General features: G+C 39.6%; 20 protein-coding genes. 7 read left to right on the forward strand and 13 right to left on the reverse strand.

The genetic code is table 11. The annotated features are described in order from the left end of the window. Positions 1 to 230 precede the first annotated feature (230 nt). On the forward strand, positions 231 to 389 hold the full coding sequence (locus AC3WJG_RS02990) for a hypothetical protein (protein WP_337134586.1): 159 nt from the start codon (positions 231 to 233) through the stop codon (positions 387 to 389). A gap of 90 nt (positions 390 to 479) precedes the next feature. Here the strand turns inward: AC3WJG_RS02990 and AC3WJG_RS02995 are convergent, their stop codons facing one another. Both AC3WJG_RS02995 and AC3WJG_RS03000 read right to left on the reverse strand, forming a co-directional pair. After that, a complete protein-coding gene (locus AC3WJG_RS02995) occupies positions 480 to 848 on the reverse strand; it encodes a hypothetical protein (protein WP_337134585.1) in 369 nt (122 codons plus the stop codon). Positions 849 to 861: 13 nt separating this feature from the next. Next, the gene (locus tag AC3WJG_RS03000; RefSeq protein ID WP_492587956.1) at positions 862 to 2,472 is read right to left on the reverse strand and encodes a putative polysaccharide biosynthesis protein; all 1,611 of its coding nucleotides are present in this window, start codon (positions 2,470 to 2,472) and stop codon (positions 862 to 864) included. 331 nt (positions 2,473 to 2,803) lie between these two features. On the opposite strand from AC3WJG_RS03000, the gene AC3WJG_RS03005 reads away from it, so the two are divergent. Beyond that, positions 2,804 to 3,388 carry a YjgB family protein gene (locus tag AC3WJG_RS03005; protein WP_217598248.1) on the forward strand — a complete coding sequence of 195 codons (585 nt, stop codon included), beginning with the start codon at positions 2,804 to 2,806 and terminating at the stop codon, positions 3,386 to 3,388. Positions 3,389 to 3,415: 27 nt separating this feature from the next. Here AC3WJG_RS03005 and AC3WJG_RS03010 read toward each other — a convergent pair whose 3' ends face one another. The 3 genes from AC3WJG_RS03010 to AC3WJG_RS03020 form a co-directional block, all read right to left on the reverse strand. Continuing rightward, the gene (locus tag AC3WJG_RS03010) at positions 3,416 to 4,258 is read right to left on the reverse strand and encodes a GNAT family N-acetyltransferase (RefSeq protein WP_337134584.1); all 843 of its coding nucleotides are present in this window, start codon (positions 4,256 to 4,258) and stop codon (positions 3,416 to 3,418) included. Next, entirely contained in the window at positions 4,255 to 4,923 is a 669-nt protein-coding gene (locus tag AC3WJG_RS03015; RefSeq protein WP_098966649.1) for a cyclase family protein, read from the reverse strand. The genes AC3WJG_RS03010 and AC3WJG_RS03015 overlap by 4 nt, the downstream gene beginning before the upstream one ends. 94 nt (positions 4,924 to 5,017) lie before the next feature. Continuing rightward, the gene (locus AC3WJG_RS03020) at positions 5,018 to 6,145 is read right to left on the reverse strand and encodes a 2-methylaconitate cis-trans isomerase PrpF family protein (protein WP_098526185.1); all 1,128 of its coding nucleotides are present in this window, start codon (positions 6,143 to 6,145) and stop codon (positions 5,018 to 5,020) included. Positions 6,146 to 6,329: 184 nt separating this feature from the next. On the opposite strand from AC3WJG_RS03020, the gene AC3WJG_RS03025 reads away from it, so the two are divergent. The 3 genes from AC3WJG_RS03025 to AC3WJG_RS03035 all read left to right on the forward strand — a co-directional run bounded on the left by AC3WJG_RS03025 (position 6,330) and on the right by AC3WJG_RS03035 (position 9,032). Continuing rightward, complete coding sequence (locus AC3WJG_RS03025) at positions 6,330 to 7,190, forward strand: LysR family transcriptional regulator (RefSeq protein ID WP_025750019.1); 861 nt, start codon at positions 6,330 to 6,332, stop codon at positions 7,188 to 7,190. A 296-nt stretch (positions 7,191 to 7,486) separates the two neighbouring features. Further along, on the forward strand, positions 7,487 to 8,803 hold the full coding sequence (locus AC3WJG_RS03030) for a CitMHS family transporter (RefSeq protein WP_337134583.1): 1,317 nt from the start codon (positions 7,487 to 7,489) through the stop codon (positions 8,801 to 8,803). Positions 8,804 to 8,870: 67 nt separating this feature from the next. Continuing rightward, a complete protein-coding gene (locus AC3WJG_RS03035) occupies positions 8,871 to 9,032 on the forward strand; it encodes a hypothetical protein (protein ID WP_165575905.1) in 162 nt (53 codons plus the stop codon). Positions 9,033 to 9,138: 106 nt separating this feature from the next. Here AC3WJG_RS03035 and AC3WJG_RS03040 read toward each other — a convergent pair whose 3' ends face one another. After that, the gene (locus tag AC3WJG_RS03040; protein ID WP_492587958.1) at positions 9,139 to 9,822 is read right to left on the reverse strand and encodes a hypothetical protein; all 684 of its coding nucleotides are present in this window, start codon (positions 9,820 to 9,822) and stop codon (positions 9,139 to 9,141) included. 152 nt (positions 9,823 to 9,974) lie between these two features. Between AC3WJG_RS03040 and AC3WJG_RS03045 the strand changes: the two genes are divergently transcribed. Beyond that, positions 9,975 to 10,208 (forward strand): hypothetical protein, encoded by a 234-nt coding sequence (locus AC3WJG_RS03045; protein ID WP_337134581.1) that lies wholly within the window; start codon positions 9,975 to 9,977, stop codon positions 10,206 to 10,208. An 83-nt stretch (positions 10,209 to 10,291) separates the two neighbouring features. On the opposite strand, the gene AC3WJG_RS03050 is transcribed toward AC3WJG_RS03045, so the two are convergent. The 4 genes from AC3WJG_RS03050 to AC3WJG_RS03065 all read right to left on the reverse strand — a co-directional run bounded on the left by AC3WJG_RS03050 (position 10,292) and on the right by AC3WJG_RS03065 (position 12,631). Next, positions 10,292 to 10,426, reverse strand: a complete 135-nt coding sequence (locus AC3WJG_RS03050) for a hypothetical protein (RefSeq protein ID WP_337134580.1) — start codon at positions 10,424 to 10,426, stop codon at positions 10,292 to 10,294. A gap of 139 nt (positions 10,427 to 10,565) precedes the next feature. Beyond that, positions 10,566 to 11,210 carry a Bax inhibitor-1/YccA family protein gene (locus AC3WJG_RS03055; protein WP_337134579.1) on the reverse strand — a complete coding sequence of 215 codons (645 nt, stop codon included), beginning with the start codon at positions 11,208 to 11,210 and terminating at the stop codon, positions 10,566 to 10,568. Between the two features lie 144 nt (positions 11,211 to 11,354). Continuing rightward, a complete protein-coding gene (gene clpP / locus AC3WJG_RS03060) occupies positions 11,355 to 11,936 on the reverse strand; it encodes an ATP-dependent Clp endopeptidase proteolytic subunit ClpP (protein ID WP_043978569.1) in 582 nt (193 codons plus the stop codon). Between the two features lie 29 nt (positions 11,937 to 11,965). Then, a complete protein-coding gene (locus AC3WJG_RS03065) occupies positions 11,966 to 12,631 on the reverse strand; it encodes a sigma-70 family RNA polymerase sigma factor (RefSeq protein ID WP_337134578.1) in 666 nt (221 codons plus the stop codon). Between the two features lie 151 nt (positions 12,632 to 12,782). Between AC3WJG_RS03065 and AC3WJG_RS03070 the strand changes: the two genes are divergently transcribed. After that, entirely contained in the window at positions 12,783 to 13,322 is a 540-nt protein-coding gene (locus AC3WJG_RS03070; RefSeq protein WP_043978564.1) for a DUF2199 domain-containing protein, read from the forward strand. Between the two features lie 38 nt (positions 13,323 to 13,360). Here AC3WJG_RS03070 and AC3WJG_RS03075 read toward each other — a convergent pair whose 3' ends face one another. From AC3WJG_RS03075 to AC3WJG_RS03085, 3 genes are all read right to left on the reverse strand, one after another. After that, positions 13,361 to 14,611 (reverse strand): C40 family peptidase, encoded by a 1,251-nt coding sequence (locus AC3WJG_RS03075; RefSeq protein WP_337134577.1) that lies wholly within the window; start codon positions 14,609 to 14,611, stop codon positions 13,361 to 13,363. Between the two features lie 178 nt (positions 14,612 to 14,789). After that, the gene (locus tag AC3WJG_RS03080; protein WP_098579927.1) at positions 14,790 to 15,989 is read right to left on the reverse strand and encodes an MFS transporter; all 1,200 of its coding nucleotides are present in this window, start codon (positions 15,987 to 15,989) and stop codon (positions 14,790 to 14,792) included. After that, the gene (locus tag AC3WJG_RS03085; RefSeq protein ID WP_013058498.1) at positions 15,958 to 16,410 is read right to left on the reverse strand and encodes a MarR family winged helix-turn-helix transcriptional regulator; all 453 of its coding nucleotides are present in this window, start codon (positions 16,408 to 16,410) and stop codon (positions 15,958 to 15,960) included. Before AC3WJG_RS03085 ends, AC3WJG_RS03080 begins: the two co-directional genes overlap by 32 nt. Positions 16,411 to 16,602 lie beyond the last annotated feature (192 nt).

Consider the following 16,602-nt stretch of genomic DNA (forward strand, 5'->3'; position numbering starts at 1 on the left):
ACAGATAGGATTATACGGTTTTAGTCTACTAAAATACAGATCAACCTTCTAAATTAATCATCGTATGCCTCCTAGCAAAGCGCTTATGGTAAGTCTGCTAGTCTTCTAGAAGGATCATGTGTAGCAGAGCACTTTTATTACATCTCTTTTGTTAATCCACTATCGATTGAAAACACTTTACCAAGAATGTTAGACTTTTCCTGAGCGATATTTTTTAAGAGGTGTTAACGTTGAAATTGATGAAAGAATTATCTGGAGTAGCTATTGGACTCATTATCGCTTTGGCGGTTTCAAAAATCTTTTTTGATACCCCGACCAATATTGGAATTGTAGTTATTTTTATTACTAGTATGGTCGTAACAGGTATAACAAGAGCGAAACTAAGATAAGATAACCTAACTAAAAAACACCACCTTTTATTCGCAAGGTGGTGTTTTCTTTTAATGATTTTAGTATGTAGTTATTCTCAGTGAATGCTTTTACCCTTCTCTATCAATCATCGTATACTTCCTAGCAAAGCGCTTGTAGTAAATTTGCTCATCCTCTTGTCCATCGTTAAAAACAAGTCGGTTATGATTAATATCTTTTTCTTTTAACACATAGCCTTTTTCATTCATCAGTTGAATATATTCATCTAAATGCCCTTTTTTAACCATATAGTGAAGAGCATCATCTGAATCCGTAGTGTTTGCTACATCTTGACTTCCCACTTCTAACTTGAATACAGCTGTTGCTGTTTGAATGGGACGATAATCTCCAAACACTCTTTCCCAATTTAATAGCAGCAGCGCGCCGGAAATTATTATACATCCTCCAGCCGCTACGGTTAGTACAAATCGTTTTGACACTACTTTCTCTCCTTTACATTCTTTTTCTTCTATTTAATACAATGGATTGCCCTAAACTTGTTTTTACGCCAAGTCCTAGATACACGGCAGCACCTAAAGCAATTGAAATACAAGATGTACTAATTGCAAGTGAAGATGCAGACAGCTTATTTTCTAAAAAATAGTGAGAAGTATAATTGCCGATAATCACAGCGGCTGACATCACACTTACTAATAAAACAGGTGTCAACGCAGCTTGTCCCAGTGATTGAACTCGGTAAGAAATGGATTTTTCAATTAAATAAAAGTTATATATAACCGATACACCATACCCTCCGTAAGTCGCGACAACCGGTCCAATTTCTTTTAAGCTTGAAACCAACAGTACGTTTAATACTAGCTTCACAACAATTCCTAAGCCCAAGCCTAAAATTAGCTTCTTTTGCTGATTAATTCCTTGGAGAATTGCGGCTGTTACTGTAAAAAGAGCAAATAAAACGGCAGCAGGCGCGTACCATTGTAAAACAACTCCACCGATTTCAGGACTGTTTTTTGCTCCAAAAATCATCATATATACCGGCTTGCCTAATAAACAAAGCCCCACAGCAGCAGGAAGAGTAAAAAATAACAGCAGTTGCAGCGTTTTTGTAATCTTTCCTTTTACTTCTCGTAAATTTCCCTGCACAAAAGAAGATGTAATGCCGGGAATCAGCGACATGCTGAAGGCGGTGGCTAGCGATATCGGCACCATCACTAAAATCTGAGCTAATCCAATGACAGAGTTGATTATTTCGGCTTTAGCTTGTCCATACCCTATTGATTGAAAAAGGATGTTAATCGTAAACGTATCAATATTTTGATAGATTGGAATCGCTAAACCAACTAAGACAAACGGAACAGCGTACGTCACAAGCTCTTTGAACATTGAAGAGAACGAAATGAATTTATTATTCTTTCCGCTGTTTACTTCCTTCATAATCAGCCGCTTGCGTTTTAGATAAGTCGCACCGAGAATTCCTATACCCCCTACGCCTCCAATAAACGCTCCAAACGTACCGATTCCAACAGCTTTTGTCATCGTGCTATGAAAAAGGTGAATAACAGCGTATGCTCCTGCTAAAATAAACAGCACGCGCACTATTTGTTCAATAATTGTACTTAGCGCGGATGGTCCCATGGACTGGTTACCTTGAAAGTAGCCTCGTAGTAGACTCATAGGCGGGATAATAATTAAAGCAAAGCTCACCATTCGAATCACGTATACTACGTCTTTTTGACTATTTCCTGAGGAATCTTTTCCGTTAATCACTAGCTCAGAAAGCCACGGCGCCATCGTATAGAGGACTAAGAAGCCTATGATGCCCGTTATCGTCATTAATAGAAGTCCTGCTTTTAATAGATCTTGTCCAGCACGGTAGTTTCCAAGACCGTTATATTTTGATATATACTTTGAAACAGCAAGCGGAAGACCCATCGTCGACAAGCTTAGCATCAAGGTGTATGGACCGTATGCATACTTATAAAGCGCGTATCCTGACGTTCCCACCAAGGCCGTAAACGGAATAATATAAATAAAACCTAAAATTTTTGTTAGCAAAGAAGACGCTGTTAACAAAAGCGTACCTCTCATCAAATTTTTTTCCATACATCAAAACCCCAGAAATAAATATTGTATTTTTAACAAATACTTGATTTATTGTATCATACTTACAATTATTATCTAGTTTTTTATAAAACATTAGAACCCTCTCTATATTACGTTTTTTACCTAATAAAGGAATATAAACCAATCTTTTAACCTATGATAAATGAATCGTTTTTTGCTTTTTACTTTACCTGACGTTTACATTTTAAAAGACGTGTTACATTATATATATCAGTTACCAACTCAACTAAGACTCCTTGACTATTCTGGCCTACCTGCTCTTTTAGGTAGACTGAGGTTGCTAAATCGTTATATATAGGAGGAAAAAATCATGAAAATGAAACAACGACTATCAAAAGCAGCGGCGGCTGCAACGATTACAGGAATTGCTGCGTTTGGATTTGCTCCTGTCGCTCAGCTTGATACACCAGCACATGCAGCTACATCTCAAGAAACAAGCAGTCAAAGTCAAACAGCTGTAAAAAACATTAATGAAATTTACAACGCCGCAGTAAAAGGTGAAGTGCCACGCTTAACGGCAGACTTCAAAATTGGCAAAACACTGCGTCAAGACGTTCGCGATCAGTTCGGTCCCCCGCCTGAAGGTTCATCAAACAACTTTGACTACTATCACGCGGAAATGGGTCACCCTGGATACGCATTTGGCTATGATCAAAATAACATCATTAACGAAATCCGCTATTTTGGTACAAATGTAGAGCGTCAAACAAATCTAGGCTCCATCACCCAAGCTAACTTAAAGAAAGAATTAGGTCAGCCGAACTTTATAGGCAAAGTAAAAGGTGATGGTACTACTCAAACGAAGTACACCTATCACGCCGGCGCCTATGATCTTGAATTCATTTTTGATGATAGCAAAACGTTAAATCACGTTAATTTAGTTAAAAAACCTTAAGTAATAGAAAAAGTAGCAGGCTGTCTGCTACTTTTTTTCATGAAATAAAACCAATGCTGAATCCGCTACGTGTTCATACCCAATCTCCATATAAATCTTGTTAGACGTAGGATTTGTCATATCTGTGTATAAACTTGTTGTTTGAAATCCTTCGTCTAGCATAAGCTGAGAAAGCGTGGATACACAGCTTGAGGCATAGCCTTTTTTACGTTCTTCAAGAGGTGTGTACACATAGTTAATCGTAATGTTATGGGCCGTTGGACGCGTAGCATTGGCAATCGACACATACTTGCCATTCACTTCCCATAGGAATAACCTTCCTGCTTTAATAAAAGCTTCTCCTGTTTTGGCAGCTTGTTCTTTTGATACAGGCTCTCCAATGACGCCCATAAACTCCCAAATCCATTCTGTCACGAGCGGAAGATGCTCCAAGCTTGCTTTTACCAGCACTCCGTCAGCATCCGCTGCTTTTTTTACTTTGTCTAACCGATAAATGCGCTGATCCATTTTTAAAGAAGCTTCTTGATTTTTTAAATCTGCTAGCTTTTGAGAAAGATATAAAACCATTTGTCTTTCTCCAACTAAGCCCGGTATATCGATTTCTTGTAGCAGCTCTGCCGCTTCGCTTAGTTCACCCTCCGTTAGCTTCTGTATGTGAGACAGTATGATTTGCTTAGGATGGGTTTGCAGCAACACAAGCGCAGCACGGCTGTCTTTTAAAATAACACCCATAAAATTTGGTTTGCTGTTTTCCTGCAAGCTGTGTAAAATGCCGAGCGCTAAGTTATGAAGAACTTCATTCTTTGATAAAAGCGGCTCTACTTGGTTTTTAAATTCCTGCACTTCTCTATATCTATGTAACTGGATCATTTTCTTTCTACCTCCGCAAATGCTCTTACCGGAAACGTTCCAACTCCTTTTATTTTAGGAGGCACGGCGTAAAATAAAAAGGACTTCGCCGTTAGTTGATCTAAGTGACATAAGTGCTCAGCAATCACAATGTCCGCCCCTAACAGCAGCGTATGAGCTGGTCTTGCTTTTCCTTTTGTATCATCAATATTCATCGAATCAATTCCAACAAGAGCGGGCTGTTGAGACACTAAATAAGCTGCCGCGCTTTCTGTTAAGTATGGATGATTTTCTAAATAATCGTCTGTATTCCAGTAGCGATCCCATCCTGTATGAATTAATACCGCTTTGTCTTTTACATCTACATGTTGAAAATGAGATTCATCAATCGCTTTTAAAGTCGGATCAACTGAAACGACTATTCCTTCTAACCCGGCTGTTTTATCAATAGCCGTTTGAGCTAAATCCGCTCCGTCTTTGTATCTGTGAAACGGCACATCAATATACGTACCGGTATTCGTGACCATTTCAATTTTACCGATTTGAAATTCAGTGCCTGATTCATAAAGCTTTCTAGACTCTTCTCGGCTTAAATAGTCGCAAATGATCGGTGCCGGCAAGCCTTTATGTGTGATAACTCCGTCTTCAATGATGTGGCTTAGATCAATATACGTTCTTTTTTTCATACCTCCACCAACTTTTTCAATATTCAGTAAAAATATTCTAACATAAAAAAGCTCTTCCTAGTTTCCTAGAAAGAGCTTTTTTTAGAGAACATTATTAACTTGATAAACATACATCATACGTATGCTTTGTATAAACAAATCCTTCAAAAATAAGACGGGCTGTACGCACTACTTTGATTCCGTTAACCTGTCCACCTTTTAGATCCACACTGGTTTCCATAATTCCCATTGGATGAGCAAGTCGAACGGTATCGCCTTTTAATTGAACCATTTCTGACGGAAGTGTGCCTTTTGTATAGATAGCCGCCGTTGTACAAATTGCTCCTGTAATCGCAAGCGTTTGATGTGGTTTTTGCATCGACATCATACGGATTAATACGTCCATTTGAGAAGCAGCTTTTTCTCTGCCAGTCCCGTCGCGATGGTCCATAGGAGGAGAAATAATCGTCATTTTTGGAACCGCTGGTGATAGTTTAGTTGCTTTGTCTTGAGGTGCGAGCCCCGCTTTTTCCGCTGCAATGGAGCGAATTTCTTCAAATAGCTTCAGCTGTTTGTCCGTGTATTCATGCGGAAGTTCTGCTCCCTTTAGGCCAATATCCTCTGCTTTAACAAATACAAGCGGATTTCCTACATCAACAATTGATGCTTTTATCGTCCCAATGGATGTTTGCAGAAGATCGATAGCGTTCCCGGTTGGAAGCAGTTTTCCAGTAACGGCTCCTTCTCCGTTTTCAAACGAAAGATAAATGGGTGAACCCGTACCTGGCACTCCAGGAATCATACAGGATCCTTCTGTTTTCACTTTCCCGTTTTCTACTTCTACTTCCGCTACGATTACTTTTTTGGTATTTGTATTATAGATCCGCACTTTAGTCACCGGTTCCACAGCTTGTACAAGTCCTTGTTCGATTGCATAAGGTCCGACCGCTGAAGAGATATTGCCGCAGTTTCCTTTAAAATCAACGAGAGATTCGCTGATGCTAACCTGCGCAAACGTGTAATCTACGTCAGCTTTCTCTAAATCTGATTTTTTTATAATCGCGATTTTACTTGTCAGCGAATTAGCTCCGCCGAGTCCGTCAATTTGACGTTGATCCGGACTTCCCATTATATCTAGCAAAAACGGTTCCCAATCCGATTTGTTCACAGGCATTTCTTCATGATTGATAAAAACCCCTTTACTTGTTCCACCTCTCATAACCGTTACAGGAATACGCGTCATATTAATCACCTTTCTCCCCTACTAACAAACGCCGAGGCGTTCATCAAACCATTTTATTTTTTTACTATTTAGAACCGGTTCATTTGCCATTTATCGTATAATAGAGGTGGTCATAAGTAAAATACATAAAATTTATTGTCTTTTTAAAAATTTTTTTATAATCTAAATACAAGGGGGAATCGGGATGGATCAAAAAGATTGGATATTAATTAAAACTCTTCACGAAGAAAAGAACATTACGCGAACGGCTGAAAGGCTCTACGTATCGCAGCCTTCTTTAAGCTACCGCCTTAAAAATCTTGAGGAAGAATTTGGCGTGTCGCTTTTTTTCAAAACGAAAAAAGGAATTGAGTTTACATCTGAAGGTGAGCATCTTGTTCGCTATGCGGAAAATATGTGGAAGCAGCTGCAGGAAACAAAAGACAGCATGCGTAATATGAGCGAAACCGTTACGGGAACGCTTCGCTTAGGGGTATCGAGTAACTTTGCACAGCATAAGCTTCCTAAAATTTTAAAACAGTTCTCTCTTCACTACCCAAATGTACAGTTCAGCGTCAATACGGGCTGGAGTACGCAAGTTATGAATCTATTAGACTCTTCGCGTGTGCACGTTGGCATTTTACGAGGCAATTACCCGTGGAACGGAGAGAAATCACTGCTGACGAAAGAACGGCTATGCTTAATTTCGAAAAAAGAAATTGCGATCGATGACTTGCCGAACCTGCCTTATATTAACTATAAAACCGATACGTCGCTAAAAGATCTCATTCAAGACTGGTGGCATGACAAGTTTTCAGAACCTCCGTTTGTGGCAATGGAAGTTGACCGGCAAGAAACAGCCAAAGAAATGGTCAAAAATGATTTAGGCTTTGCCATTTTACCTGAAATTTGCCTTCACTCCAGCGACAACTTATATACATACGGACTTTCGTACCGAGATGAATCACCTTTGCTTCGAAACACGTGGCTCATGTATGATCCTTCTTACTTGAATCTATCGGTCGTGAAAGCGTTTATTGACTTTTTAAAGCTAAGTGAAAAATAAAGCCAAAGCTAAAAAGTTTGCGTCTTGGAAGAATCTCTCTTTTAGACCAAGCTTTTTTCTAGACTACCATTATAAAAATTTTTTATGAACTTTCTAAAAAAACCTATATTTCCTTTATTTTTAAAAATGTACTAACATGAAAACAAGAAACATCAGCGGGAGTAAAGAGCGGCTTTAAAAATTCTTAATAATCAAACTACGACTCATACATGGGGATGAGAGGTGTTAGTCACGTTTTTTTACTCTAAAAGAAAACGCTTTCAGAGAAAAGAGGGAAAATAAAGGAGGTTGTTTGAATGCTAGCACTACTAGGTTTTACAATGATTATTGTCTTTACGTATCTCATTATGTCAAAAAGGATGTCTCCTATCGTAGCTTTAATGGTCATTCCACTTCTTTTTGCAGTGATTGGAGGGTTTGGCAAAGGCGTCGGAGACATGATGCTAGAAGGTCTAAAACAAGTAGCTCCGTCAGCTGCGATGCTGCTGTTCGCCATCTTATATTTTGGGGTTATGATTGATGCCGGACTGTTTAATCCATTAATTAAGCAGCTGTTAAAAATCGTAAAAGGCGATCCGCTTAAAATCGTCATCGGAACGGCTCTTCTATCGCTTTTAGTTGCACTAGACGGAGACGGTACAACCACTTATATGATTACGGTTTCTGCTCTTCTTCCACTTTATAAACGCCTGAATATGAGTCCGTTAGTGTTAACGACAGTTGCGATGCTTTCTCTTAGTATTATGAGCAGCATGACGCCTTGGGGAGGCCCGGCTACTCGTGCGATTGTCGCCCTTCACCTTGATGCATCAGAGTTCTTTATTCCACTTCTTCCAACGCTAATTGGCGGAGCTTTGTGGGTTGTTTTTACAGGCTATATTCTTGGAAAAAAAGAGCGCAGACGACTTGGTGCTATTGACATCGAGCAGTTTGAATTAAAAAGCTCGCTTGCGTTTGCTGAAGACGCATCTTTAACTTCTCAAGAAGATATTACACAGCCTAAAAAAATCTGGATCAACTTAGCTTTAACCATTGCACTCATGGTCGTATTGGTTTCAGGCATTTGGTCAGTTTCTGTTTTATTTATGATTGGCTTTGCGCTTGCTCTTATGATTAACTATCCAAAACTTGAGGATCAAAAAGAACGTTTAATGGCTCATGCAGGCAACGCACTGACCGTGGCAGCACTTGTTTTTGCAGCCGGTATTTTTACAGGAATACTATCCGGCACTAAAATGGTTGATGAAATGGCAAGCCTGTTAATTCATTTAGTTCCTGATTCACTCGGTTCATTTTTACCGACGATCGTTGCTTTAACAAGCATGCCGTTTACATTCGTGATGAGTAACGACGCTTATTACTTCGGTGTTTTACCAATATTCGCTGAAACAGCTGCTTCTTACGGAATTGATCCGATGGAAATTGCGCGAGCTTCAGTGCTCGGACAACCTGTTCATCTGTTAAGCCCGCTCGTTGCGTCTACTTTCTTACTTGTAGGTATGGTAGGTGTTGATCTTGGTGAACATCAGCGATTTGCATTTAAATGGGCCATTTTAACGTCTCTTGTTCTCATTGTCCTTGCTATTGTCACAGGCGCACTATCGCTATTTTAATAGGAATAAAAGCCGTTATGGCTCTTTATTAATAAATTGATAAATGATAGGTGGAGGTACTTCTAAAATGTATGTAATTACGTGTTATGTAGGAAAAGGTGAAATGAGAATGTACGAGTTTGATAGCAAAGAAGAAGCCCTTTCTCAGCTCAAAAACCTGAAAGGCTGCACCATTCTTTCAGAAGTTGTTTACTTTAATGATTCATCGGTTATTCCGGTAGCTATTTAATTATGCACCACTCAACCCTATAGGTACAAACTTGATAAGCTTCCTTTCGCTCAAAAGGAAGCTTCTTTTTTTATGTTCTTCTGAGACTTCGTCCCCTTTTCTCTCCTCAACGTTTTGTTACGTCTGGTTCGTTTTGTTTTCTTGCTTCAATCATATTAATAATTTGATTTGTATGTGGAGTTAGCACTGTGCACTTTTGGTAGAAGGCTCCGTCTACAACAAGCAGCTCTTCATCCATCCCGCAAAACTTGCAGCGGAGCTCTTGTGGTCCTGCGTAAGAGGTGTGATAAACACTATCGTTAAAGATGGTGTAGAAAGTATCTCTTTGCTGGGCATCGTAAAAGCTATATTGCTGGTTAGCGTCATCACGATAGTTAACTCCATAGTTCCGGTCAAATTCTTCTTGAGTAAATCTATCCTGTAAAAGTTCATTTTGTACTAGTTCTTCTAAACAGCACTCTATTTCTTCATAGTTAAATGAACAATTATGTGCGTAAACATTTAGTTCTTCAGTGCTGTTCTCTTTTACCATCACTTCACTGCCGCAAATCTTACAGGGATGTTTGGGACTCTGTTGATCAAAGTAAGAGAACGTTTGGACCTTTTCCACTGCTATTTCATCGCTCACCTTTTTAAACTTAATCATCACATTTTCTGTTTGACTAACGTTTTCGTTATATAACATCACTTCGTATTCATCTATATTCTTTCCGTTTTCTTTTCGACTCAAATGCTCCATTACTTCATACGAAGAAATAGTAAAAAACTCTTTAAAATTCACCACTAACATGCATCCTTCCAAAAAAGTTTACGTTCTCTATGTACCAGCTCTATACTACCACTTTTCCAAAGACCCGCACCACTAAACGAACTTGTTTTAGATTCGCATATCCTTTTCTTATCTGGCATACATAACACTAACCCTTTTATAAGGAGGATTTCATGAATACGTATATAATCATCAGCATTGGCGTCGTTGCCAGCGCATTTTTATTTCGGAAATATCGAAAGCAAGTCGTTGAAATATATACAATCAGTGAATTTATTCACGCTAAAAACGGCGCGGTCGCTACAAGTTCCACGTGGCTTGAAAAGTTTTTTAAAGATCCTTACGCTACCGGACCAAACTATGAAAAAACAGAGGATGGAGATGGAGATGGGGACGGCGGAGAATAACTAAAACAAAAAAGAGATTGTAACATAACTACATCAATCCCATCTAAAGATCAACAGGTTGGATACATGAGCTGTACTACTTATTACACCGCTGCTGATTTCCGTGCAAGGCTTCGCTTTCCGCGGGCGGCCGGTAAGCCTCCTCGTCGCTTCCGCTTCTGCGGGGTCTCACCTGTTCCGCTTTCTCCGCAGGAGTCTCCGCCTTGCCCTCCACTCAACAGCTAGAAGCAGCTAAATAGATGAAATCTACGCTCATCCTACCAATAAAAAATCCGAACGAAGTTGATTCTCCATCAAGAATCTTCATCGTTCGGATCTTCCTTCAGCTAAAACACTTTTGTCCCAGCCTCTTTCTTATTAATCATCGCTGCCTAAAATACCAAAAAAGCGAAGCAAGTTGATGAATAGATTAATAAAGTCTAAATAAAGAGATAGTGCCAGCAGTGGAACAAGCTCTTCTGTGATTTCACCGTGCTTCATTTTGTTAAAATCATACAGCACGTAAAGTGAGAAAACGATGGTACCAATCACTGAGAATGCCATGAGTCCAGGCGTTGTTAATGGACTAAACAACGAGAAAATGCTGATACAGACTAATGCTAACAGCGCTACTAATAAAAAGCTGCCTAAAAACCCTAAATCTTTTTTCGTTTTTGCGCCAATTACACCCATCACCGTAAAAATAACGAACGTGCTTCCAAACGCATAAAGAACGACTTGTGCTCCCGCTACTGACGCATAGTGGCTAACAATTGGAAAGAGCGTGATGCCTGATATAAATGAAAACGCATATGTAAAACCGTATCCTACGCTTTTTTTCTTTCGTAACATAAATGCCGCAACCAGCATCACAAGCTCAGCAATCGCTAACGGAAGGAAATAAGCCGGAGGCACATATTGACCTACATATAAGCCAACTGTTGAAATAAATAACGAAAAAATAAATGTTACTAATACTTTTTGAAACAGAGACCGCTGCTCTACTCCAATCACTTCTTGCATGTGTAAAACCTTCTTTCTAAAATCTGTTATATTTTATATATTACCTACCTTTTCAAGAAAAATAAAGATAATAATAAGGTCTTTTTTCTTATTTTTATAGAAAGGAAGCATAGACACTGCTGTCTATGCTTCCTTATTATACCTTTATTTCGGCAACAGAATACCGTCAATAATTCCGTAAGTTTTTGCTTCTTCAGCACTCATAAAATAATCTCGTTCCGTATCATGTGCCACTTTTTCAACCGGCTGCCCCGTTCGTGTTGATATGATTTCATTAATATGCTGCTTCAATTTTAAAATTCGCCGGGCGCTAATTTCAATTTCAGTCGCCTGCCCTCTAGCCCCTCCTAGCGGCTGATGAATCATAACTTCACTGTTCGGAAGTGCATAGCGCTTTCCTTTTGCTCCTGCTAGGAGAAGCAGTGCGCCAAAAGAAGCGGCCATGCCCGTGCAAATCGTTTGAACATCTGGCTTGATATACTGCATCGTATCATAAATCGCAAACCCTGCTGAAGTCGAACCTCCGGGGCTGTTAATATAAAGTGAAATATCTTTTTTAGGATCATCTGCCGCAAGAAACAGCAGCTGCGCGACCACGCTGTTAGCAATATGATCATTGATTTCATCACCAATTAAAATAATTCGGTCTTTTAAAAGTCTCGAATAAATATCATACGAACGTTCACCGCGGTTGCTTTGTTCAATTACATATGGAATCGTACTCATATATATCCTCCTTATCACATGTAATATGGCTATGCAGCCATGCAGAGAGTGCACGTCGGAGTATACGTTGGTTTTTGAATGACGCTTTTTAAGGAAGGCAAAGCCTGAATCAAAAGTGCTGGATCCTGCGCTTCTAACGTTTTATAAAACAGTTCTGACAGCTCTTTTCGTTCTTTTTCATCCCAAAAAGAATCTGTAGAAAACGGCTCACCGCCTTTTTCTAACCGCTGCTTAGCACGATGTAAATTGCTTTTCACCGCTGTTTCTGACGTTTGTAAAATCGAAGCGATTTCTTTCAGCTGATAGCGGAATCCTTCTTTTAAGAAAAAGATAACCGCTTGCTTCGGCGTAAACTGACTAAGCAGCAGCTCGACCGAGTGTTCCTTACTATCAAACGCCTGCTTGTCGGCTTGCTGCTCCAAACCCTTTTCTTCAGCTATTACTTCACGCTTTCGTTTTCTCAGCAGATCAATCCAGTGATGATACGCAATTTTATTTAACAGCGCGGAAGACAGCTTGTGCTCTTCACCTTTATATCGCTGAGCTTTTAAAAACGTTTCTTGGGCAATATCGTCTCCGTCCCACGCATTTTGCGCTAAAAAACGGCAGTACTGCTGCAATTTTGGGTAATGCTCGTTCCAGCATGCATCGTCAAAGCTTTCTGTTTGTGTTTCGATTTTTTTTGAATGTGACATGATTTTCACTCCTTTTGCACTCTCTATTTACTAAACGATTAAAGGAAGTTCAAAAGATACGGGGGATCAAACTTTTTACACATTATACGCTTAAGCAGCCATTTTTTTGTATTATAATGAAGATACCTTTATCTGAGGAGTCTAAAATAATATGCGAAGAAGAAGATTATATGGCAAGAAGAAAACGAACAAACTTCACTTTAAAGACTTAACCTGTGAACACCCTCAGCCTGCTTTGCCTATGAGCTATACAAGTGAAGCTCCTTTTTACTATTATGACGCGTCAGACGATGAAAGACAAAACGACTTTGAACTATATTCAGAGATTTGTATCATGAATCAAGAACATTTTTTCGTAAGAGGCTGTGTTGAAATTCCTGTTTTTAATGAAGAAGAATTTTTCACTTGGAACATATGGGTTTCTTTAAGCGAAGAAAATTTCCGCCGAATGATCGATTTATGGGAAAGTGACAAAAGAGAAAATGAACCGCCTTATTTCGGCTGGTTTTCAGTTTCAATTCCAGGCTATCCGGAAACGTTAAATTTAAAAACAAATGTGCATACAAGATCTGTTGGAACAAGACCACTCATCGAGTTAGAGCCAACGAATCACCCTTTAGCCGTCGAGCAGCGGGAAGGGGTAACGCTAGAGCGAATTAAAGACATACAAAAACAATTGACTACCTATTAAAAAACCAAGACAGCCCCAGACTGTCTTGGTTTTTACCTTTATGGCATGCGCTTTGCTCCGTAGTATTTAGGAGCCCAGTAGCTGTCTACTTTATAGTTTGTAATTTTCACGCCCTCAGATGTGGATACGTGAACGACATAGTCATTTCCAATATAGATAGATGGAATAAGTGAACTTCCTTCAAAAAAGACGAGATCTCCCGGCTTCAAGTCAGATTGTGAAATGGTTTCTCCTGCTTCCCACTGCTGACTCGCATAGCGCGGAATGTCTTTTCCAGCTGCTTCTTTATAAATATATTGAACAAAACCAGCCGTATCAAAGCCTGTAGAAGGACTTGTCCCACCTTGTGCATAAGGTACTTCTCCTACATATTTAAGAGATTCGGTCACAAATGGGTTGTCTTTTGACAGCGATAAGTCATCGTAGCGCCTTGCTCCTGCGTACTTAGACGTCCAGTAGCTGCTTGTCAGGTAATCCACCGTCACATTTTCGCTGCGCTTGGCATGAATAAACTGATTGCCGCCTGCATAGATACCGACGTGTGAAATCCCTTCACGATACGTGTCTTTAAAAAAGATAACGTCTCCTGGCTTTAAATCTGCGCGAGCAACTTCTTCTCCAACTTGCCACTGCTGATCCGTTGATCTCGGAAGATAGACGTCCGATGCGTGTTGAAATACATATGCAACAAATGCGGAACAATCAAAACCGTCCGTTGGCGACTCGCCTCCAAATACATATGGTGTGCCGAGATGTTTTAGCGCTTCTGCAATAACTTCATTATCTTTTGCAATTTCCGGTGCTCCTGTAATGCGCTTTGCTTTGGCGAAATGTGATGACCAATACGCGCTGCTTGAAATGTTTTTCACCACAACTTTTCCGTCTGAAGAAGATGCATAAATCATCTCATCGTCTCCGATATAAATAGCAGCTACGTTCACTTCACCGTTTTCATTGGTGTCAAAAAACAATACATCGCCCGCTTGCAGCTCGTTTTTATCGACGGCTGTTCCAAGCTCTGACTGTTCTTTCACGGAACGAGGCAGCGTTGTATCGAGCGCTTGCTTAAACACATATTGAACGAAGCCAGAGCTGTCAAACCCTTCGCTTAGCGTCTCTCCTCCAGACGTATAATCCGCTCCTTCATACGTTTTTGCTTTGTCAGCAATCACATTTTCATCTGTAGCAGCCTGTACTTGCACAGCTTTTTCTACAGGAAAAGCGCCTTCATAAAAAGTGGCAAGACTAAGCCCTAGCGCTGTGACAATAAGAGGTTTCATTACTTTCATCTTTGTTCTCCTTTGTTTTTTATTTCATCCAAGAAGTTTTATATGTAAATGGTTCCTCTGTTAAAGTATGGTGCAGATGGATAGGAATTGGCTAGTACCTTTTGACTTAAATATGCTTCCCTTCCAAAGTCCTGTAAAAAATCCAGAAAAAACTCGGCGCATATTACGCCGAGCTTTTTTATTTCATGCCCACCTGGATATTTGCTGCTTTTTGTTTTTGACGTAAATTTGCAATCCACTTGTAGTAAAGTGTAATCAAAAGAACAAAAATACCAAGCGCAAAGTACAGTTTTGAATATCCTAAAGCACCTGCTGCAATTCCTAATACAAATGAACCAACCGCAATGCCGCTATCATAAAACGTAAAGAACGTGGCAGTTGCATACGCGCTTCGGTGAGCAGGCGCCGCTTGGATAGCAAGCGTTTGGAAGCTAGGAAGCAGCGTTCCGTAGCCTAGTCCTACTAATGCACCTGAAAACAGCAGCATCCAAGAAGAATGTGTAAGGCTTAAGCTAAATAGACCAATCGCAAAAACAATACATGATGGAATAATCACAATGTTTGGGCCAGATTTATCAAATAATCTTCCTGTAAACGGTCGTGAAATCAGCATCGCAGCTGCGAACACGACAAAGAAAAAGCTTGCTGTTTTAATCAATCCAAGCGACTGTGCGTACACAGAAATAAAAGAAATAATACTTGCATACGAAAAAGAAACGAGAATACCTACAGATGAAATCGGCATGGATTTCTTTTCAAATAAATCGCTCAGTGAAAATGATTTCTTTACTGACGGAGCAGCGTTTTCTTGAAGATTTTTGACCATCATTCCGCAGAGCCAGCCAACGAGCATAATCACGCCAAATACAAAGAAAATAATGTTGTATGCCATGTATTGATGAAGCGTTAGTGCTAAAAACGGCCCTGCAACAACGGCTAAGTTCATTGACATTCCGAAGTAGCCAAGCCCTTCTCCTCGTCGTTTAGCGGGAACTAAATCCGCTGCGATCGCTCCGGTGACGGTTGTCGCTAAGCTGAATGAAATCCCTTGAAAGAAGCGCAATAATAAAAGCACGTTAAAATGGTGGATAAACATATATAAGAAGGAAGAAAGCGCAAAAATGAGGGTACTAAATACAAGCGTTTTTTTCTTTCCAATGTTTTCAATGACTTTCCCTGAAAACGGTCTAACAATAATCGCAGATAATAAAAAGATGGTAACAACAAGCCCTGCCTGCGTACTCGTGCCTTCTAAGGCGTCTAATACATAAATCGGCAGCAGCGTCAGCAATGCATAAAACACAACAAAAATAAAAAAGTTGGTAATCGCAATGCTGATAAAACTTTTAGTCCAGATTGGCTCCTGCTGGTTCGTCATTCATTTCACCCTTTTCTGTAGATTTACAAATTTTCTTTAATAACGAAATAAGCTGATCTTGTTCGCTGTCGGATAAAGCAATCAGCAAATTTTCTTCTAAACGTTCAATTTCTTGCTGAATTTCCGGAAGTTTTTTCTTCGCTTGAGGAGATAAATAAACGATGCGCTCTCGTTTATCACTGCCTGCTTTTCGAACGATCCATCCGCTTTTTTCAAGCCTTGTTAACGTGCGGGTAACCGTTGGCGCTTCGACATTTAAATACTGCCAAATCTCCGTTTGCGTCATCGAGCCGAATCGCTTTAAACAAAATAAAATTGAATACTGTGAGCTGTATAGCCCGTACGCTTTTAACACTTCATTTACTTCTTTAATAGACAATCTCGACTTTTGATGAAGCTCATGAAACACCAAGTTATTCACTTTTTCCCACCTCACCTTTTCATTTTATTTACCTAGGTAACTAATTGTTCTTTTATTAGTATATGTGCTGCTACTTGATGTGTAAAGGCGGCTAAAAAGGGCGAAAATCAGCTGTTTTCTTTCTTTTTCTACTAATGATTTACGCTTTCACTTCTGTTTTCTTATTCTTTCGTATCACGAAATTTTTTGTAT

Source organism: Priestia sp. FW507-14D1A (assembly GCF_058781295.1).